General features: G+C 62.3%; 19 protein-coding genes and 1 riboswitch. Of the genes, 2 read left to right on the top strand and 17 right to left on the bottom strand.

Annotated elements, in window-relative coordinates; translation table 11 throughout:
- Positions 1 to 131 precede the first annotated feature (131 nt).
- The 9 genes from ACR1XY_RS18410 to cbiE form a co-directional block, all read right to left on the bottom strand.
- On the bottom strand, positions 132 to 1,316 hold the full coding sequence (locus ACR1XY_RS18410; protein ID WP_480595374.1) for a CaiB/BaiF CoA transferase family protein: 1,185 nt from the start codon (positions 1,314 to 1,316) through the stop codon (positions 132 to 134).
- Positions 1,303 to 2,922, bottom strand: coding sequence for a thiamine pyrophosphate-binding protein (locus ACR1XY_RS18405; protein WP_480595373.1), 1,620 nt, complete (start codon positions 2,920 to 2,922; stop codon positions 1,303 to 1,305). The genes ACR1XY_RS18410 and ACR1XY_RS18405 overlap by 14 nt, the downstream gene beginning before the upstream one ends.
- A 79-nt stretch (positions 2,923 to 3,001) precedes the next feature.
- The gene (locus ACR1XY_RS18400; RefSeq protein WP_480595372.1) at positions 3,002 to 3,460 is read right to left on the bottom strand and encodes a DUF302 domain-containing protein; all 459 of its coding nucleotides are present in this window, start codon (positions 3,458 to 3,460) and stop codon (positions 3,002 to 3,004) included.
- A 61-nt stretch (positions 3,461 to 3,521) separates the two neighbouring features.
- The gene (gene cobF, locus ACR1XY_RS18395; protein WP_480595371.1) at positions 3,522 to 4,268 is read right to left on the bottom strand and encodes a precorrin-6A synthase (deacetylating); all 747 of its coding nucleotides are present in this window, start codon (positions 4,266 to 4,268) and stop codon (positions 3,522 to 3,524) included.
- Complete coding sequence (gene cobA, locus ACR1XY_RS18390) at positions 4,261 to 4,989, bottom strand: uroporphyrinogen-III C-methyltransferase (protein ID WP_480595370.1); 729 nt, start codon at positions 4,987 to 4,989, stop codon at positions 4,261 to 4,263. The genes cobF and cobA overlap by 8 nt, the downstream gene beginning before the upstream one ends.
- Positions 4,986 to 6,302, bottom strand: coding sequence for a cobyrinic acid a,c-diamide synthase CobB (locus ACR1XY_RS18385; protein ID WP_480595369.1), 1,317 nt, complete (start codon positions 6,300 to 6,302; stop codon positions 4,986 to 4,988). Before ACR1XY_RS18385 ends, cobA begins: the two co-directional genes overlap by 4 nt.
- A complete protein-coding gene (gene cobM, locus ACR1XY_RS18380) occupies positions 6,295 to 7,089 on the bottom strand; it encodes a precorrin-4 C(11)-methyltransferase (protein WP_480595368.1) in 795 nt (264 codons plus the stop codon). Before cobM ends, ACR1XY_RS18385 begins: the two co-directional genes overlap by 8 nt.
- Entirely contained in the window at positions 7,086 to 7,454 is a 369-nt protein-coding gene (locus ACR1XY_RS18375) for a cobalamin biosynthesis protein (protein ID WP_480595367.1), read from the bottom strand. Before ACR1XY_RS18375 ends, cobM begins: the two co-directional genes overlap by 4 nt.
- The gene (gene cbiE / locus ACR1XY_RS18370) at positions 7,451 to 8,650 is read right to left on the bottom strand and encodes a precorrin-6y C5,15-methyltransferase (decarboxylating) subunit CbiE (RefSeq protein ID WP_480595366.1); all 1,200 of its coding nucleotides are present in this window, start codon (positions 8,648 to 8,650) and stop codon (positions 7,451 to 7,453) included. Before cbiE ends, ACR1XY_RS18375 begins: the two co-directional genes overlap by 4 nt.
- Between cbiE and ACR1XY_RS18365 the strand changes: the two genes are divergently transcribed.
- Entirely contained in the window at positions 8,649 to 9,398 is a 750-nt protein-coding gene (locus ACR1XY_RS18365) for a cobalt-precorrin-6A reductase (RefSeq protein WP_480595365.1), read from the top strand. The genes cbiE and ACR1XY_RS18365 overlap by 2 nt on opposite strands.
- Here the strand turns inward: ACR1XY_RS18365 and cobJ are convergent.
- The 8 genes from cobJ to ACR1XY_RS18325 form a co-directional block, all read right to left on the bottom strand.
- Entirely contained in the window at positions 9,371 to 10,123 is a 753-nt protein-coding gene (gene cobJ / locus ACR1XY_RS18360) for a precorrin-3B C(17)-methyltransferase (RefSeq protein ID WP_480595364.1), read from the bottom strand. The two genes, ACR1XY_RS18365 and cobJ, sit on opposite strands and share 28 nt — an antisense overlap.
- A complete protein-coding gene (locus ACR1XY_RS18355; RefSeq protein ID WP_480595363.1) occupies positions 10,120 to 10,848 on the bottom strand; it encodes a precorrin-2 C(20)-methyltransferase in 729 nt (242 codons plus the stop codon). Before ACR1XY_RS18355 ends, cobJ begins: the two co-directional genes overlap by 4 nt.
- The gene (locus ACR1XY_RS18350) at positions 10,845 to 11,474 is read right to left on the bottom strand and encodes a precorrin-8X methylmutase (protein ID WP_480595362.1); all 630 of its coding nucleotides are present in this window, start codon (positions 11,472 to 11,474) and stop codon (positions 10,845 to 10,847) included. The genes ACR1XY_RS18355 and ACR1XY_RS18350 overlap by 4 nt, the downstream gene beginning before the upstream one ends.
- On the bottom strand, positions 11,474 to 12,601 hold the full coding sequence (gene cobG, locus ACR1XY_RS18345) for a precorrin-3B synthase (RefSeq protein WP_480595361.1): 1,128 nt from the start codon (positions 12,599 to 12,601) through the stop codon (positions 11,474 to 11,476). The genes ACR1XY_RS18350 and cobG overlap by 1 nt, the downstream gene beginning before the upstream one ends.
- A complete protein-coding gene (gene cobN / locus ACR1XY_RS18340; protein ID WP_480595360.1) occupies positions 12,598 to 15,891 on the bottom strand; it encodes a cobaltochelatase subunit CobN in 3,294 nt (1,097 codons plus the stop codon). The genes cobG and cobN overlap by 4 nt, the downstream gene beginning before the upstream one ends.
- Before the next feature lie 3 nt (positions 15,892 to 15,894).
- A complete protein-coding gene (gene cobW, locus ACR1XY_RS18335) occupies positions 15,895 to 16,950 on the bottom strand; it encodes a cobalamin biosynthesis protein CobW (protein ID WP_480595359.1) in 1,056 nt (351 codons plus the stop codon).
- The gene (locus ACR1XY_RS18330; protein ID WP_480595358.1) at positions 16,947 to 17,327 is read right to left on the bottom strand and encodes a DUF1636 family protein; all 381 of its coding nucleotides are present in this window, start codon (positions 17,325 to 17,327) and stop codon (positions 16,947 to 16,949) included. Before ACR1XY_RS18330 ends, cobW begins: the two co-directional genes overlap by 4 nt.
- 94 nt (positions 17,328 to 17,421) lie before the next feature.
- Positions 17,422 to 17,630: riboswitch (cobalamin riboswitch) on the bottom strand.
- A 72-nt stretch (positions 17,631 to 17,702) separates the two neighbouring features.
- Positions 17,703 to 18,587 carry a LysR substrate-binding domain-containing protein gene (locus ACR1XY_RS18325; RefSeq protein WP_480595357.1) on the bottom strand — a complete coding sequence of 295 codons (885 nt, stop codon included), beginning with the start codon at positions 18,585 to 18,587 and terminating at the stop codon, positions 17,703 to 17,705.
- 103 nt (positions 18,588 to 18,690) lie between these two features.
- Between ACR1XY_RS18325 and ACR1XY_RS18320 the strand changes: the two genes are divergently transcribed.
- Positions 18,691 to 19,647, top strand: coding sequence for an NAD(P)-dependent oxidoreductase (locus ACR1XY_RS18320; protein ID WP_480595356.1), 957 nt, complete (start codon positions 18,691 to 18,693; stop codon positions 19,645 to 19,647).
- Positions 19,648 to 19,933 lie beyond the last annotated feature (286 nt).

The raw sequence follows: 19,933 nt of genomic DNA, 5'->3' as shown, positions 1-19,933 counted from the left end.
GACTTCGGCGGCGTCGTATCAGTATCGCTGCTGCTCTCGAATTGGTGAAATGCCGTGTGTGGAAAACGTGAAAAAAACCGCCGATTCAACGGCATGTTTCAGCAACATGCCGCCGAAATGGGCGCTGTGTTTCAATCTTCGAATGGATTTTTGGCGTTCAGTACGGCCTGAGTGTCAGCCCCAAACACGGGCGGAGCACTGCGATATGTTACGGGCGTTCGGGACAGTTTCAGCGGGTTCCCGATCAATTTCACCTCGCCCGGGGCGGCCTGCATGGCGATCTGCATCTCCCGCGCAGCGACCTGTTTTGTGGCGAATACCTGATCCAGCGTCTGCACCGGGCCAACGGGCACTTTGCGCGTTTCAAGCTCGGCAATGACGGTGGCGGTGTCGTGGCTCTGCACCGCCGGGCGCAGCACCGAATTCAGGGCGTCACGGTTTTCCAGCCGCGCCGGATTGGTGGCAAAGCGCGGGTCTTCCGCCAGTTCCGGGTGGTCGATGAACTCGCAAAAGCGACGGAACTGGCCATCGTTCCCGACCGCCAGAATGACGTGACCATCCGCGGTATCATAGACGTCGTATGGCACGATATTGGGATGCCCATTGCCGCGCCGTTGTGGCACATCACCCGAAGTCAGATAGTTCACGCCCTCATTGATCAGCCAGGAAACCTGTGTATCGACCAGTGCTAAGTCTACCTGCTGGCCTTCACCGGTCTGATCGCGGTGGCGCAGCGCGGCCAGAATACCGACAGTTGCGTACATTCCGCACATCACGTCGGAGATGCCCACGCCCACCTTCATCGGCGCGCCTTCGGGGTCACCGGTCAGTGACATGATCCCGCCATAGCCCTGCGCCATCAGGTCATAGCCGGGTTTGGATGCGTTCGGCCCGGTCTGGCCATAGCCCGAGATCGAACAATAGACGAGGCTGGGAAACTCTTCCGACAGGCCCGCATAGTCCAGCCCGTATTTTGCAAGCCCGCCGGGTTTGAAATTCTCGATCAGGATATCCGCGTGCGAGGCCAGCCGTTTGATCTGTGCCTGACCCTCAGCTGTGGTGATGTCGATCGCAACGGACTTTTTGTTGCGGTTGGTCGACATGAAATAGGCGCTCAGGTCCGAGCGGTTGCCGTCTGCATCCTCAACGTACGGAGGACCCCATTGCCGCGTGTCGTCACCACCTGTTGCCGGGTTTTCGATCTTGATGACGCTGGCGCCCAGATCGCCCAGCAGTTGCGTGCAGGTCGGCCCGGCCAGAATGCGGGAAAGATCCAGTACTTTAACGCCCTTCAGCGGTCCCTCAGATACGGCCATCATACCCTCCACGGTCAATCTCGGCGGCGATCACGGTGAATGCGTCGGCCTTGACGGCCGCGTTTAACGCTGCGCGCAGTTCTTCCCGATTGCTGACGGTATGGCCGTTGCCACCAAAGGCCCGGCCCATGGCGGCAAAATCGTGGCGGTCGAAATCGACGCCCATGTTGCCCATCTGCCGCTGCCGCTGTTTCAATTCGATCAGCGCAAGGCTGGCATCGACGAAGACCAGAAAGATCGGGTTGCCGCCCATTTCGGCGGCGGTCGACAGCTCTCCGGCTACCATCAGGAATCCGGCGTCGCCCGAGAAGCTGATCACCGGACGGTCCGGTTCGGCCAGTTTCAGGCCAATGGCCATCGGCACGGCGCAGCCCATGGTGCACAGAGCCGAGGACTGGATCAGCCCGCGTTCTTCGTGGCAGTCCCACATCTGGCTCAGCAGAATGCGATGCGCGCCACTGTCAGCGGTCGCCAGCGTCTCGGCAGGCAGAACGGCGCGGGTTTCGGCGATCACCGCCGCTGGGCCCCAATCGTCATCGGTTGGGAAGGCCTGCGCCAGCGCGGCCTTGACCAGCGCGGGCTCACCACCCGGCCATGTCGCGCGGGCAGAGTTGCCTTTTGCGATGGCCTCCAGCGTGGCACCGGTATGGGCCACCAGATTCAGTCCCGCCTGATGCATATAGTGATCATTGACCACGGCAGAGATGTCGATGACCCGCTTTTCCTCGGGGTCCCAGATTTCGCGCCAGCCGGGGCGCATTTCGATGGGGTCATAGCCAAGACACAGCACCAGATCGGACTGTTCAACCAGCGGCACCAGTTGTTTGTCGGCCAGCGGTGACAGGCCCGCGCCGCCGAGGCAGAGAGGATGGTCCTCGGGGATCACACCCTTGGCCTTGTAGGTAGTCACGAAGGGAATACTGAAATGCTCCAGAAACGCCTGTACCACGTTGCGTGAGGCGTCATAGAGCACGTCCAGGCCGACGATGGCGATGGGCCGCTCAGCGTTGGCGACCCAGCGGCGGGCCTTTTCGACGCAATTCCCCTCGGGCGCGACGGCGGCGGGTTTGGTGAGGCGACGGCGCTTCACCCCGGATACGCGCGTATCCGCGACCGAGATCGGCACGTCGATATGAACCGGGCCGGGGCGTGGTTGGTTAGCCAATGACACGGCCTTGTCAGCCACGATGTCCGCGCCTTGCGCGGTCAGGGTGAATGTCCCCTTGGTGATAGAACGGTAGACCTGCGCATGATCCATGACCTGATGCGTATAGGTCAGCGCCTCATCCGCATCGACACAGCCGGTCAGAACGATCATCGGCACCCGGTCCTGCAGCGCGTTGGCTACCACGTTGATCCCGTTCATCGCGCCGGGGCCGAGGGTGGCCACCAGAATCGCAGGCGCGCCGTCGCGGTGATGCACGGCCTCAGCCATGAACCCGGCGGCGTTTTCATGCTTGGCCAGGTGAAAAGTGATCCCCGCCTGCTCCAGCGCATCCACCAGCGTCAGAACTTCTCCACCGGGCATACCAAAGGCGTGGCGGCACCCGGCCTCGAAAAGACGTTGGGCCAATAGGTCCGCTGCGCGGGGGGATAGGTCCTGCATCAGGAAAGCTCCGAAAAACGTGTTTCACAGGAGATTGCGGAGGACGCGCCCGGACGCAAGCAGGTTCACGTCAGTGTGACTATTTGACTGCGGCTCCCGCCACTGCCTGAAACTTTGTATCCAGCTCGGCGGCAATGTCGCTCAGGGGCTCGCCCCCCTCGTAGACATAGGGCGCAAACACAAAGCTGGGCGTTTTGTAGGATAGGGTGGCGGTACCATCCTCGTTTTCGGTGACGTAGAACCGGATTGGGGCCTCGATCATCGCCTGGACCGAGGTCTCCAGAACACGTACCGCGTAGTCGTTGTTGAAGGCCCCGATCACCAGATTGCCGGGAATGACGATGCCGCGCGCGGCCGCGGCTTTGGTCGGTCCGGCCTGAGTGACCACGATCAGCCCGTTTTCTTTCACCGCAGCCTTTGTGTCGGCCACGAGTTCCTCATAACTCTTGTCAGTCGGGTAAACTGCCCAGCCGGATAGGGGTTCTTCGGCCCAGGCAGGCATGACCAGACAGCAAAGCGAAGCCCAAAGAGCGCGCATTCGTGATACCTCCAGCTCCATGATTGGCTCTATTGATGACAGAGAACACGGGGCGGCGCACTCACAATCCCGTGCGTTCTTGCAGCAGATAGATATCCATGATCCAGCCATGGTCAGCCCGTGCGCGAGCGCGGGTTTCCAGAATCTGTTGCGCCACGTCGGCTAAAGGCCCCTTGATAAGCAGTTCCTCTTTCATACCCACATAGGCGCCCCACCAGATGTCATAGTCCTGCATCTCAAGGCTTTGGAACGAGCATTCGCCGTCCAGCATAACCGCTACTTTCGAGGCATTTACAGGCCAACCTTCGTCCCGGATGCGCCGGCCCGTGGTAACAATATACGGCGCACCAAGGTCGTTGATCGGAATCGCATGGGCGGCCGTCAACGCTTGCAGCGCCGTAATGCCCGGTATCACTCGCGTCTCCGGCTGTGTGTCCAGCCGTGAAGCGATCCGCAGCGAACTGTCATAGAGCGACGGGTCGCCCCAGATCAGCAAGGCCACGTGTTTCGCCTCTGGGTGTACTGAGATCGCCTCATGCCAGCGCAGGGCAATCGCGTCATGCCATTCGTCCACGCCGCGCAGGTAGCCGTCGTCCGAGCGACGTTTGGGGATGTCGAAATAAGCGATCTGAGGTGGCGTGTCAGTCACGGCTGCGATGATATCTTCGCGTAACCCGGCCAGATCGGCCTTGTCATCACCCTTGCGAGGGATCAGGATCAGGTCTGCATCGCGGATGGCCTGCGCGCCCTGAAAGGTCACGTGATCCGGGTTGCCGGTGCCGATGCCAATCAGGGTCAGGTCATACATCGTCAAGCTCTGCCAGTGGCCCATAAAGGATCAGCGCCGGGGCGGTGCCGATCTCGTATGTCAGTTGTTCCGACAACGCGCCGATGGTCGCCCGCTGCAATTTCTGGTCTGGTGTCGAGACCGACTCGGCCATCAAGGCAGGTGTGTCCAGCGGCAGTCCGTGATCGTGGAGTGTTTTGACCAGCAAGGGAAAGGTCCGCTTGCCCATGAACACCACGGTTGTCGCATCCGGATCGGCCAGCGCGGGCAGGTTCAGGTCTTCGGGCAGTTGGCCGCTGACGTCATGGCCGGTGACGAATTGCACCCGACGGGCGGTCAGACGCCGCGTCAGCGGAATACCGGCTGCCGCCGCAGCAGCCACGGCCGAGGGAATGCCGGGGATGATCTCGTATTCAATTCCGGCTTCCCGCAGGGCGACCAGTTCTTCCTCGAGCCGTCCGAACAACCCGCCATCGCCTGATTTCAACCGCACCACGCGGGCACCGGTCTTGGCATAATCCACCAGCAGGCGACTGACATGATCCTGCTTTGGCGAGGGCCGCCCGGCGCGTTTGCCAACACCAACCAAATCAGCGTCCTCGTGCGCATGGCTCAGAATCGGACCGCTGCTCAGGTCGTCAAACAGCACCGCGTTGGCCTTCTGCATCCGGTCGACCGCTTTCAGCGTCAGAAGTTCCGGGTCGCCGGGGCCGGATCCGATAAAGGAAACGAAGCCGTTCATGCCGTGGCCTCCGCAATCAGGTGAAAGAATGTGCCGGTGACGTTGCCGCGGACCGAACCGGTCTGCGGACCCTCGGCCCCCTCAGCATCAAAGACCCGTGCCAGCGGCGCATCCGGTTGCTGGACAATCGACGAGTAATGGAACTCATGCCCACGCAGAGCCGCTCCGGACGTAAAGCCGGGCATCGGTGCCAAAAGTTCCGCCTTGCGATAACCAAGGTTGAACTTGCGCTTCTCATACGAGGTCACCAGTCCCAGCAGACCGGCCATCTGGTGTTGAACACCTTCCTTGTCGATCAGTGCCTGACCCAGCGCCATGTACCCGCCGCATTCCCCGTGGACGGGCTTGGTTTCGGCGTGCTTGCGCAGCCCGGTCAGGAAGGTCTCCGCCGCGGCCAGCGTCCCGGCGTGCAATTCGGGGTATCCACCGGGCAGCCAGACCAGATCAGCATCCTGTGCAGGGGCCTCATTCGCCAACGGCGAAAACGGCAGAATCTCGGCCCCTGCCGCGCGCCAGCCTTCCAGCAAATGCGGATAGGTAAAGGAAAACGCGGAATCCCGGGCCAGCGCGATCCGTTGCGCCGGAGGACGCGGCAGCGCGGCTGACGATGGCTCCATTGGGCCTGAGGAAGCCGCCGCCTTGATCGCCTCCAGATCCACATGTTCGCGCAGAAACGCTGCATAACCGGCAATCGCACTTTCCAGATCGGGATGCTCGACCGCCTGGATCAGGCCCAGATGCCGTTCGGGCAGGGTCAGGTCTCCGCGACGGGGCAATACGCCCAGAACCGGCAGACCTGCACGCTCCATTCCCAAGCGCGTCAGCCGCTCGTGCCGAGGGCTGGCGCAGCGGTTCAGGATCACGCCCGCAAACGGCAGATCCGGGTTATACATCCGAAACCCCAGCGCGGTGGCGGCTGCCGATTGCGCCTGACCACCAACATCCAGCACCAGTACTACAGGCCATCCCATCTGCAGCGCAGTTTCGGCGCTGGACCCGTGGCCCAGCTCTCCGGGCTTGGCGACGCCGTCGAACAGACCCATCGAGCCTTCGGCGACCACGATATCAGCCCCTTCGGCCTGCGCCGAAATGGCGCCTAGCAGCGGGTCCCCCATCGCCCAACTGTCGAGGTTGAACGAGGCCCGCCCCGCTGCCGCGTGGTGGAAGGCCGGGTCAATATAATCAGGTCCGCTCTTGAACGGCTGAACGGCCAGCCCGTCTTCGGCTAACGCACGCAGCAGGCCCAGCATGACGGTGGTTTTGCCTGTGCCCGAAGACGGCGCGGAAATCAGAAGACCCGGAGGGTTAGTCATCACCGTGGCTCCAGCTCGACCACGGGCTGTCAGCGCTTTGCGGACGATAGCGGCGATCGTAATCCTTTGAATACAAGCAGCTTTCGTCGAAACCTTCACCGGCCAGCGCGGGGCCAACCATGATCAGGGCGGTGCGCGAAATGCTTTCGTCCAGCGAACCTTTCAAAGTGGCCAGAGTAGCACGGATGATCCGCTCATCCGGCCAGCTGGCGCGGTACACGACAGCGACCGGGCAATCCGCGCCATAGGCCGGGGTCAGGTCGGCGATCACCTTGTCCAGATTGCCGATCGACAGGTGAATGGCCAGCGTCGCCCCGGTACGGGCGAAGTTTTCCAGCGTCTCGCCCTCGGGCATTGAAGACGCTCGTCCGGGCGTCCGGGTCAGAACCACCGATTGCGCCAGCCCGGGCAGGGTCAACTCGGTTCCCAGCGAGGCCGCGGCAGCCGCGAATGACGGCACGCCCGGCGTTACGCTGACCGGGATGCCCATCTCTTTCAGGCGGCGGATTTGTTCTCCCATTGCCGACCAGACCGACAGGTCGCCGGAATGCAGTCGCGCCACATCCTGTCCGGCTTTATGGGCCGCCTCGATCTCGGCCATGATCTGATCCAGGTCCATCGGCGCGGTGTTGATTATCTTTGCCCCCTCGGGGCAGTGGTCCAGGATTTCCTCGGGCACCAGCGATCCGGCATAAAGGCACACTGGGCACGAGGCGATGATATCGCGCCCACGCAGTGTCAGCAGGTCGGCAGCGCCCGGTCCCGCGCCGATGAAATGAACTGTCATGTTTGTCCTCCGATGGCGACGGCGCAGATGGCAAGCCGGTCGTCCGAAATGTGTCTGGGTGAGGTTAGCCGCGCACCGGGGCCGGCGGCAGCAAGGGCGGATGCTTCGGCCACGCTGCCAGTGCCATAGCTGGCGCGGCTGCGGTTCGAGCAGGTGAAGGTGCGCTGTCCGGCCAGATCGGCGGGCGCGATGAAATACAGCGGCAGGCCTGTGGATGCCGCGAATTCCGTCAGCGCGGCGTGACCTTCTTTGTCGATGACTGTGGCGAGTGCTTCGACCTGCCAATCGACGCGGGCCCGGTCGAAGGCTGCGCGCAGGCTGTCCAAAGTGGCCGCCGAAGAAAATCCCAAACCCGCTACAATCATAGGGTGACGCTCCACTGCACCACCGGGTAAGCGGATTTCCAGCCGCGCCGGGGGCCAAGGGCCGAGGCCTGCGCCAACTCGATCCGCAACAGTTCACCGCCCAGTTTCTCGTGCCATTGCGCCAGCAACGCCTCGCTTTCCAGTGTCACCGCATTGGCGACCAGCCGGGTACCCGCAGGGAGGGCATCATGTATCCACTGCAACAATTCGGCGCTCAACCCGCCGCCGATGAAGACGACATCGGGCAGGGTAAGCTCGATCAAGGCATCCGGTGCGGTACCGTGCACCACATTCAGGCGATCCTGTCCCAGTGCATCGGCATTGCGCCGGATACGTTCTGCGCGATCTGCGCGGGGTTCAATCGTGGTGGCTGTCAGAGTCGGGTCGCACATCAGCCATTCAATGCTGATCGAACCGGTGCCGCCGCCGATATCCCACAGATGCTCGTCCCGCTGCGGTGCCAGTGCCGACAGCGTCAGCGCGCGGACCGGGCGTTTGGTGATCTGGCCATCGGTTTCGAAAATCTCATCGGGTTTGCCCGAGGCCTTCGGGAAAGCGCGCCCTGCGCCCGCGACCTCAAGCCCGACGCAGACAGGGTGGTCAAAGCTACCGAGCAGAGCCTCGGTCAGCGACACGGTCCGCGCGCGTTCGCGGGGACCGCCGAGAGCTTCCATCACGTGCAGGGCGCTGTCTGCAAATCCGGTCTCGGTCAGATAGGTTGCCAGCTCCGCCACTGCGGCGCCGTTGCGTAGCAACAGGATGGCGCGCAGGCCGGAGGACAGATGCGGCCGAAGCCGGGTCAGCGGGGCCGCGTGCAGGCCAAAGGTCAGCGTGCTTTCCAACGGCCAGCCCAGTCGTGCAGCTGCCAGAGAAAAGGTTGATTGGCCGGGTAGAGCTGCCCATTCCCCGGCCTCGAAATTACGCGCGATGACCGAGCCTGCGCCGAACCAGAACGGATCTCCAGAGGCCAGAACAACGGTTGGCCGCCCCCGGAATTTGGTCAGGATCGGCAGACCATCTGCGAACGGTACAGGCCATTCGATCCGTTGCGCCGAGGTTTCGGGAACCAGCGACAGATGGCGTGGCGGGCCTATAATGATTTCGGCGCGTTCCAGCACTTGACGACTTGCGGGCGGCAGGCCATCCAGTCCATCTTCGCCCAAGCCCAGAACGGTCAGCCACGGAGTTTCATGCATGACACATCTCCTGATTCTTGGTGGCACGACCGAGGCCAACACACTTGCAAAGTCTGTGGCTGAACAGGGGCTTCCGGCCACCTATTCCTACGCTGGGCGCGTTGAAAAACCGCGCCCGCAACCTTTGCCGGTGCGTGTAGGCGGATTTGGCGGCTCCGACGGTCTGGCAAGCTATCTGCGGAACAACACGGTCACCCATGTGATCGACGCCACGCATCCCTTTGCCGCACAGATGAGCGCCAACGCTGTCGCGGCGTGTCATGAGACCGGAGTGCCTCTGGCCGCGCTGACCCGCCCGGCATGGGAAGCGCAGGAAGGCGACCGGTGGCACCACGTCGCGGATATCGACGACGCGGTCGCAGCGCTGTCCGGCAAGCCGCAGCACATTTTTCTGGCCGTCGGTCGGATGCATCTTGAGGATTTCGCCGCCCAGCCCCACCACCACTATCTGCTGCGGTTGGTTGATGAACCGGACGAGCGGCCTCTGCCGAACTGCAACGTAGTTGTCGCGCGCGGGCCGTTCACAGTTGAGGATGATCGGGCGCTGATGCAACAGCATGGCATAGAGTTGGTAGTGTCCAAGAACGCGGGCGGCACCGGCGCGCGTGCCAAACTGGACGCCGCGCGGGCGCTGGGCGTGCCGGTGCTGATGATCGATCGCCCGGCCTTGCCGCTGCGGACCGAATTGTCGAATGTCGCTCATGTTCTGGACTGGCTGGTTCATTCCGGTGTGAACCTCGGGGTATAGACGATCGGGGGGCCGTTCCGTTCTATCACACGCGTCAGCGAGGAGCCGACAATGACCACCGTCTGCATGTCGGCCATATCCGGCGTCGCCTCGGCAAGGGTCGAAACCCGGATGGTTTCGTCGGTGCGGGATACGGCGCGGGCGAACAGGATAAGACGCTCGGGCTCGCATTCCTCGCGTAGAATTTCGAGCGTCTTCACAAAGCCTTCGGGGCGGGATTTCGAGCGCGGATTGTAGAACGCCATCGCAAAATCCCCTTGCGCGGCAAGGCGCAGGCGCTTCTCGATCAGGGACCACGGTTTCAGGTTGTCGCTAAGGTTAATAGTGCAGAAATCATGCCCTAACGGAGCGCCAGCACGGGCGGAGGCGGCCAGCATCGCGGTGATCCCGGGCAGAACGTCGATGGGGATGTCGCGCCATTCGGCGGGACCGTTCTCCAACGCTTCGAACACCGCGGCCGCCATCGCAAACACGCCGGGATCGCCCGAGGAGACGACGACCACGCGTTTTCCCTCGGCAGCCATCTGCAGCGCGTGCTGCGAGCGGTCAATCTCGACCCGATTGTCGCTGGCGTGCAGCGTCAGGCCGGGCCGCTCGGCCACGCGTGCGACGTAGGGGATATAGCCAACGATATCTGTGGCCTCGGCCAGCGCGGTTGACACTTCGGGTGTCACCAAATCTTCGTTACCCGGCCCAAGGCCCGCGATCTTGACCCATCCGCTCATGGCCGCCGCCCCTGACCATGCACGATGATGATCGAGAAATAGGGGGTGACCTTGTCACAGGCCTCAGACAGTTTCGTCACCGTCTGGTTCGGCATCTGGGCAAATTCCACGATCCACGCGCGATCATATAGACCAGCCGTCTTCAGCGCTCGTTTCACTTTGTCGATATTGCGCCCGATCTTCATCACGACCAGAGCGTCTGTCTGCGCCATGCGCTGCGCCAGATCTTCCTCGGGCAGGGTGCCGACCAGTATGGTCAGTACGTCGTCGCCCCAGGTGATCGGGTCGCCGGTCGCTGTCCATGCGCCGGACATGCCGGTGATAGCAGGCACGACTTCGACATCAGCCTCGTCTCGCAAGCGGCTGTAAAGATGCATGAAAGAACCATAGAAGAACGGATCACCCTCGCAAAGAACCACGACTTCCTCACCCTGATCTGACAGGGATTTCAGATGCGCGGCGCAGTTTTTGTAAAAGGCCGAAAGCAGTTCGTTATAGCGTGGGTCGGTCACGGGGATTTCCGTGGTGACCGGGTATTCCATCGGGAATTCTACCGCACCTTCGGGAATCATTCCGTTGACAATCTTGCGCGCCTGACCGCTGCGGCCCGGTTTGCGAAAAAAGGCGACGTGGCGGGCATTGCGCAGCAGGCGGTCGGCCCGGACACTCATCAAATCCGGGTCACCGGGGCCAAGGCCCACACCGTATATCTTACCCGCGCTCATTCGGCGCGGCTCGCGATGGCGTTGACGGCGGCCACGGTGATGGCGCTGCCGCCCAGTCGGCCTTTGACGATGCAGGACGGCACGGGTTGCGCTTCCCACAGGGCGTCTTTGGACTCAACCGCGCCGACAAAGCCCACAGGGCAGCCGATGATGGCGGCGGGGCGTGGGCATTCGGGGTCTTCCAGCATGTTCAGCAAATGGAAAAGTGCGGTGGGCGCGTTACCAATGGCGACCAGAGCACCCTCCAGATGCGGGCGCCACAACTCCAGAGCGGCGGCGGAGCGGGTGTTGCTCATCTCGGCGGCCAATGGGCGTACACGCTCGTCATGCAGCGTGCAGATCACCTCGTTATCGGCGGGCAGGCGAAAGCGGGTCACCCCTTCGCTGACCATGCGCGCGTCACACAGTATAGGCGCGCCGTTTTCCAATGCGATGCGAGCGGTCGAGACAAAACCCGGCGAGAAATGTACGAACTCTTCCAGCCCGACCATCCCGGCGGCGTGGATCATGCGAACGGCGACCTGCTCTTCGTCGGCGTCGAAACGGGCCAAGTCGGCCTCGGACCGGATGGTGGCGAAGCTTTCCTTATAGATCGCCGCGCCGTTGGTTTCGTATTCATATGGCATCAGGTGAAGTCCATGGTCTTGAGTGTTTCGGTGCTCAGCCCGCGCTGGCTGGGCTCATCCCCCGCGCGGCCCTGTTTGACAAGATCAAATCGTCCATTGTCACCGACTAAAGTGATATCTGCGGTTCCCATCCGAGCGCAGCCCTTGGCGCAGCCCGAGACGTGCAGGCTGCCCGAGACGCGCGGAGCGAGCGCGCGAGCAATGTCGCGTGTTTCCGCTTGCGCCTGCGGGCAGAACGGCGCGCCGGGGCAGGCGTCGGTGGTCATCAGCGGGTCGGTACCATCGGTGACAAAGGCGGAAGCGGGTATCGCCGCCCCGCCTTCAAGCAGGATCAGCCGCCACGGGGTGACCCGCAGAGCCGACGCGCCGGTGTCTTCGATCAGGTCGAACAGACGCCTTGCTGGCAGTTGCCCGAAGGCCGCACCATAAAGTGCACCGAGTTCGCAGGCACCGGGTCGCAATGGCGCGCCGATGGCAGCTGGTGCGCTACCCTGCCAGTCCTGCGGCAAGCCCAGCGCCGCAACCACCCGCGCCATGCGGCGTGTTTCGGGCGTGAAACTCTTAGCGAACCAATCGGCCAGAGCGATCAACTGGTCGATGGCTTCAGATTCCGCCACGCGGCACCCGGTTTCACAGCCGTCGGCGCGCAGGATCAGGCCCTCGGCACCGGTTTCAATTCGGATATCCGCCGAATCCCCAGCCAGCAGACGCTCGGGGCCAGTGTCGATGGCAAAGCCGAATTTCGCGGGCAGGGCAGGCAGTTCCGCCAGCCGGTTGATCAGTTCTTGGGTCAGTCGCGCGGTCAGATCACTTGTGTCATACAAGGGTGACACGAGGATATTGCGACGTACTTCGATGCCAGGTTCGGAATCCAGCAGGTCCAGCGCTGCAAGCTCCGCAAGCAGCGGCTGATGGTCGGGCTCTTTCACCCCTCGCAGCTGCAGATTGGCGCGGTTGGTCAGGTCAATGGTGCCATTGCCGAACCGTTCCGCCAGTTCGCATAGCCCAAGCGCCTGCGCGGCGCTCAACCGGGCCAGCCGGGGTCGTACCCGTACAACCAGCCCGTCACCGGACATCATCGGGCGATGGGCGCCGGGACACCAGCCTTGGACGATTGGCGCGCTCATTCCAGGTCCTCCAGGTTGGCCCGGATAGAATTCCGGCGCGTGTTCCAAAGCCCTGCCTCCAGCAGCGCAAGGAACCTGTCTTTCATGGCCTGATGTGCCTGCGGGTTGGCCTCTTGCAGGAAGGCATCGACCTCGGCATTGCCCAGCGTGGAATCGTGGTAGAGTTCGAACAGATGCGGCGCGACTGTGTTGGACAGATGCGCGAACGATGCCATGTGATCCAGCGTTGCCGCGATCTCGGCCGCGCCCCGGAACCCGTGACGTTGCATTCCCGAAATCCAGCCGGGATTGGCGGCACGGGCGTGGACGACGCGGCTGATTTCTTCGGGCAGGGTCCGCGCGCGTGGGTTTTCCGGGTTGGTATTGTCCAGATGGTAGAGCTGCGCAGTGCCGCCGGTGATTTTCTTGGCGGCGGCAAACCCGGCCTCATGCGTGGCATAGTCATTGGCCAATAGCAGGTCGGTTTCCGTCAGGTCCTGCAGGTGCACGAAACTGTCGGCGCTGGCGACACGTTTTGTAATGCCGTCTTTGTCCGGCGCTATATGCTCACCTTCCAGCGCGAAGGAACTGGCCTCCAGCCACGCTTCGCCCGCCTGTATTCGGGCCTCATCCGTATAGGTCTCGGACAGGTGCGTCATGTTCAGGCCATAGCTGCCGGGGGCCGGGCCATAGACGCGAGCGGCGGGTTCCTGACCGGCATAGGGGTTCCAGTCCGACGCTTCATCGCGTTCTGACAGCGCCCTTACCGCCTGACCGAACAGTGCCGAGAGCGTCGGGAACACATCGCGGAACAAACCCGAGACGCGCAAGGTCACGTCTAGACGCGGGCGGCTCAGGTCGGTGATCGGCAGCACCTCGATGCCCGAGACCCGCTCGGACCCCTTGTCCCAGACCGGTTTCACGCCCAGCAGGTGTAGCGCCATGGCGAATTCCTCACCCGCCGTGCGCATGGTGGCCGAGCCCCATAGATCGACGATCAGGCCCTTGGGGTAATCGCCTTCCTCCTGCAGGTGTCGCCGGACCAGTTCTTCGGCCAGTTTCACACCTTGGTCATAGGCGGCGCGGGTCGGCACCGAGCGCGGGTCGGTGGTATAGAGGTTCCGCCCGGTGGGCAGCACGTCCGACCGCCCCCGATAGGGAGAGCCCGACGGCCCGGCCTCGATCCGTTTGCCGGCCAGCGCGTCAATCAGAGCGTTGCGCTCTGCGTGGGCCGAGGGCGCGGGGTCGAAATTGCCGTTCGCCTCGGGCACACGGCCAAAGATGTGCAGACCGTCACCGAATTGGCTTTCCTTGATATCGCAGACAAAGCGGTCGATGCGGGTGATTGCCTCGGCGGTGCAGGTGGCCTGATCGAGGCCGAGGTCGTTTTCCAGCCCGATGGCCTGTGCTTCGTTGCGGATGTCTTCCTGCAGCCGGTCGCGGCGCTTGGGATCGAGGCCATCGGCGTTCGAGAACTCATCCAGCAGCGATTCCAGTCGCACCATCCGATCAGGCGTGCCGCTTTCCTTCATCGGAGGCGGGATATGGCCCAGCGTGACGGCCCCGATTCGGCGCTTGGCCTGCGCGGCCTCGCCGGGGTCGTTGACAATGAAGGGGTAAATCACCGGCAGATCGCGGATCAGCGCCTCGGGCCAGCAATCGGCGGACAAGGCGACCGATTTGCCGGGAAGCCATTCCAGTGTCCCATGCGCACCGATATGGATCAGAGCATCCGCGCCCAATCCTTTGCGGAGCCAGAGATAGAAGGCCACATAGCCGTGGCGTGGAGTGCGTGAGAGGTCATGATAGTCGTCATCGCGCAACTCGGGCGTGCCGCGTTCGGGTTGCAGCGCGACCAGCGCCTTGCCGCGCTGCAGAGCGGTAAAGTGGAACGCACCATTGGCGAAGGCCGGGTCGTTCTCGGGGTTGCCCCACACTGTTTGCAGGTCGGTGCGTAGTTGTTCCGGTAGGTCCGCGAGTGCGGTTTGATAGTCGTCCAGCGACCACGAAACACGTGCGTCCAGCAAGGTCTCGGCAATCGGCTCCGCCGGTCCGGTATCATAACCTTCGCCTTGCAGGTCGGACAGCATTGCTTCGGCTGAAGCCAGCGCGTCGAGGCCAACCGCATGGGCCATCTGCCAGTTCTTGCCGGGGTAGGTGGACAGCACCAGTGCGGGAACCTGATCCGCTTTGGGCTTGTCGTGCAGGTTCAACCAGCCGGTGACGCGGTCGACAATGGCTTCGATCCGCTCAGGCTCGGCACGATGGGCGAAACGGGAATATTCCAGATGCGGATCGCGCTTGCCGGGTTCTTTGAAGGAGGCAATGCCGGCCGAAATCCGGCCGTCCACCTCGGGCAGTACCACATGCATGGCAAGGTCGGCAGGCGACAGGCCCCGTTCCGCCTCGGCCCACGCTTTGCGGCGCGAGGTGGCGAGGGCGACCTGAAACACCGGCACGTTTGCCGCGTCCAAGGGCGAAGTGCCCGATGCGCCTTTGCCCGAGAAAGAGGTGGCGTTGATGATCGCTGAGGGCTCCGATACAACGACCTGTTCACGCAGCCATTCAGCGGCGGCTGGCGCTTTCAACGAAGGAGCGAACAGGCCAACCGCATCCAGTCCCCGGTCCCGTAGGCTGCGGATCAGGGCGGCGACCGGAGCAGTGTCGGCCGATGTCAGATAGGCGCGGTAGAAGGTGACGAGGATACGTCTCGCATCGCTTGTGAACGCTATATCCACCGGGATCACGCCGCGGTCCGGGCACCAGACGCCGCAGTCGGGTAAGGTCTTTGCACCCATCACCGGGCCGGCATAGAGACCTGCCGCCAGCGCCATCTGCGCCAGTGCAGCCTGTGCTGCAACCTCGCCGCCAGTGTCACACAGATGCGCCAAGCGGCGCAGGGTCGAGACCGGTAGGGTGGAGTAATCATCCAGCCGCGTGTCCTCACGCCCATCCGCAGGCAGAACGGCCAGCGCGATGCCTTTGGCCTGCGCCAGCGCCAGAACCTGCTGCAAGCCGTAAGACCAATAAGGAACACCGCCGATCAGGCGGATCAGGATGCCCTTTGCACCCTCCAGAGTCTGTTCAACATATGTGTCGACAGACAGAGGGTGTTTCAGCGCCGTCAGGTTGGCCAGCCGCATCGTCGGCATCCGCCCCTCGGGACCGCCACCACGATGCCAGCCCGCCGCGAAAGCACCAAGGTCGCTGTCGGAAAAGGACAGCACAACCAGATCCGCCGGGCTTTGGCCCAGATCGGTCGGGGGCTCGGTTTCTTCTAACCCGTGGCTTTCGCGGAAGACGACGTGCATGGCTTACTCGGCGGCCTCGGTCATGCCCACGAGGATATCGCGGATCGCGGCCTCTTTGATGTCGTCATGCTCGGCAATCACCACCAGACGCGAGCGACGATCCTCGCCGGGTTCCCAGGGGCGGTCGTACTGGTGACGTACACGGGCACCGACGGCCTGAACCAATAGACGCATCGGCTTGCCCTGAACGGCGGCATAGCCTTTGACGCGCAGGATGTTCAACTCATTGGCCAGACGTTCGATATTGGCGACCAGTTGGGCCGGATCGGTCTGTTCCGGCAACTCGACGATGATGCTTTCGAAATCGTCATGCTCGTGGTCGTGATGACCGTCGTGGTGCGATGGGCGGGCGTCCATGTCATCCTCGGCGGCGGCTTCCAGACCCAGTACCACGCGCACGTCCACGGCACCTTCGGCCACTTCGACGACGGGCAGGGGACGAGGCGCCTCGGCGGCGATGATTTCTTTCGCCTTCGCCACACCCTCGGGACCGGCCAGATCGGGCTTGGTCAATAGGATGATGTCGGCGCAGGAGATCTGGTCCTCGAACACTTCGGACAGGGGCGTTTCGTGATCGATCGAGTCATCGGCCAGGCGCTGGGCATCAACGGCCTCGACACTAGGGGCAAAACGACCGGCGGCGACGGCCTCGGCATCTGCCAGAGCGATCACGCCATCCACGGTGATTTTGGAGCGGATGTCGGGCCAGTCAAAGGCCTTCAGCAGCGGCTTGGGCAGAGCAAGACCGGACGTTTCGATCAGGATGTGATCGGGGCGCGGCTCCAGCGCCATCAGCGCCTCGATAGTGGGAATGAAATCATCGGCTACGGTGCAGCAGATGCAGCCGTTGGCCAGTTCCATGATGTTTTCCGCCGGGCAATCCGGGATGGCGCAGGATTTCAGGATATCGCCATCTACGCCCACATCGCCAAACTCGTTGACCACAACGGCAAGACGCTTGCCCTGCGGGTTCTGCATCAGGTGTTTGACCAGCGTAGTCTTGCCCGAGCCCAGAAAGCCGGTGATCACAGTGACGGGGAGTTTTTCGAGATTGCTCATTTCAGGGCTCCAATCGGGGGAATGCGGGCCGCACAGTTTTTGCGGAAATGTTCGGGGCGTTCGCGCCATTTGACCAGGCCGTCCTCGGTCGCGAGGTACTTGGTGGCACCTTCGACAATGGTTTCGACATGGTCGTTTTCGTTGAGGTGTTCATAGACAAAGGTCCAACGATCCGGCCCGCCGCGCAGCACGATGGAACAACCTTCATCACAGTTCGACAGGCATTCCACGGCTTTCAGCGTGATGCCCTCGGGCAGTTCCGCTTGTTCCAGCGCTTTATGAAGCAGGGAGCCGGGCCGTTGCGCGTCGTCCTCGACAGGCAGGCCACGGCGGCACGTGGTACAGACCAGCAGCTCAACAGGTGCGGTCTCGGTCATGTCTCTCATCCCCCCAAATCCTCCTTGCGGGGGACGGGGTTTCATGCGGGCCACGTGTCGCAACATGGACCCGACACCGGAACACCCCGCCCGGTTTCATCTTCGCGTGCTGGCAGGTCTCCCGGCTTGCGGATGTCAGAGGCGGGCCTCTGTCGGATGTCCCGCCTTCCCGGCCAATTCGGCCAGTGGCTATGGGCACCCTCTCCGGTCACGGTCGCGGGGGCGGCTGCGTTTGACGGATGGCCGTTGACGCATTCCCTTTTCATCCATCCTAGGATGGACACCAACGCAAGCGACATGCGGCACGGGCAGGGGCCTTGTCAAGCGCGAGACAGGGGTAGAAACCCCATAGAACAGAAAAGCGACCAGCTTGTGTCAATCCGCGGCATCCGCCACCAGCCGGTCCTGCAACCATGCGCAAAACAAACCGGCCGCTGCCGTGGATTGCGCGGCCCGTTGAGCGCTGACCAGATAATGCGACTGGGCAAAGGGAATCGCCGGACCCGCAATCGCAATCGGTGCGCCTTGCCGAATTGCGTTTTTTGCGAACCGTTCAAGGATCGTGGCATATCCTGCACCGGCCATCACTAGTTGCAGCGCTGCCACCGTGGTGTCCACAGAATGCCGAGGCGGCTGGTCGGGCGGCGCTATGCCGTTGGCCTGAAGATACCGCGCCCAGTTGTCCTCGTATCCAAGGATGTGAATCAGTGGCCCGTTCGGCAGGGTGATCAGTTTCGCTGAGTCGTCCCCAGCCCGACAGACCGGGACTAGCTTTTCGTCGGTGAGTTTTTGGGATCGCACCCCCGGCCAGTCGCCATAACCCAGCCGGATTTCCACATCCACATCGCCGGGCGTCCCGCTGTCGTTCCAGATGTGCGAGACAAGACGGACCGGAATATCCGGATGCTGCGCGGAGAAGTCAGGCAGCTCGGCAGCCAACCAATAGGTCGCGGTCGAAATTGCTGCCCGGATCGTCAGGGTCTGGCGCGAGGCCGAGCCAAACAGACTGTTGGTCGACAGCGCAATGTCGGCCAAAGCGCGCCGAACCGTCAGCGAATAAGACTGCCCCAGCTCGGTCAGTTCCAGCCGCCGTGCATTTCGTGTGAACAGCTTTTGACCCAACTCGGCCTCAAGGGACCGAATGTGCAGTGAAACGGCTGTTTGCGTCAGGCCAAGTTCACGCGCGGTTGTGGTGAAATTCAGATGGCGCGCAGCGGATTCGAAGCTGCGCAGCCAAACGGGATTTGGAAGGCGATCCATTTACCACCAAAAATTTTTACCTATATCGCATGTTATTATTCATTTTCTTTTCCGACAGGCAATAGGGATACTCGGCACAAACGGCGACCTTCGGGAGGGTGAAATGAAAGTCGGATTCATCGGTTTGGGCAATGTCGGCGGCAAGCTGTCCGGCTCACTGCTGCGCAACGGAATTGACTTGACGGTCCATGACCTCGCCCCCGATCTGGTGTCCGAATACGTGGCCAAAGGCGCCAAAGCTGCTGAAAGCCCGGCGCAGATGATGCGGGATTGTGATGCAGTCATCACTTGTCTGCCGTCCCCGGCCGCCTCGGACACCGTGATGAAAGAGATGCTGCCCGAGGTCGCTCCGGGCAAAATCTGGATGGAGATGTCGACCACCGATGAGACTGAGGTTATGCGTCTCGGCGCGATGGTGGTCGAACGCGGAGGCGCCGCGGTCGATTGCCCGGTGTCCGGCGGGTGCCACCGGGCGGCGACCGGCAACATTTCGATCTTCGCAGGGTGCGACCGCGAAACATTCGAGCGGATTTTGCCGTTTCTAACCACGATGGGACGGCGAGTTCTGCACACCGGGGAATTAGGTTCGGCCTCGGTCCTGAAGGTGCTGACGAATTATCTGGCCACCGCCAACCTGATCACCTGTGCCGAGGCGCTGGTGACCGCCAAGGCTGCCGGGATGGACCTCAACACCACCTATGAGGCGATCAAGATTTCCTCCGGTACATCCTTCGTGCATGAAACCGAAAGCCAGGTCATCCTGAATGGATCGCGCGATATCTCCTTCACGATGGACCTTGTCAAAAAGGATATCGGGTTGTTCCAGGACGTGGCCGACCGGGCCGGAGTGCCGCTGGAAATCAACCCGGTGATGATCCGCATCTTCGACGATGGCATCGCCCGTTTTGGCGAACGAGAACTGTCTCCGAACATTATCAGGCGGTTAGAGGAGGCCACTGGCCTGGACATCACAGCACCCGGCTTTCCGCCCGAGATTCTGGATGACGAACCGGAAGAACCGGGCTACGAAGTCATCCCGCAGGGCCGAAGGGCGGAATGACGCACTACGCGGCGCAATACGGCCAGTTGTCAACGTAGAGCAGTTGAGGCGAGTACCAGTTTTGAAATCGAACCTTACAGAAAAATATAAGAGTAGAAAACAAGCGCCTAAGCGGGCTTTGCTGTCTTTGGAGCCAAGGAACGTTGCGGGATTTTGGACAGCTCACTTAGCAACCCAGGTTTTCTCGTGCTGCTGCGGATACACGATCCGTCATTTAGGTGAGCCTGCGAACGCCGACCTTTCCTCGGTTGTTTCATTGCACTTTCAGCCCCTCTCGGCAGCGCAG

The organism is Ruegeria sp. AD11(2025) (assembly GCF_056542405.1).
This window is presented reverse-complemented; position numbering and strand designations above follow the sequence as displayed.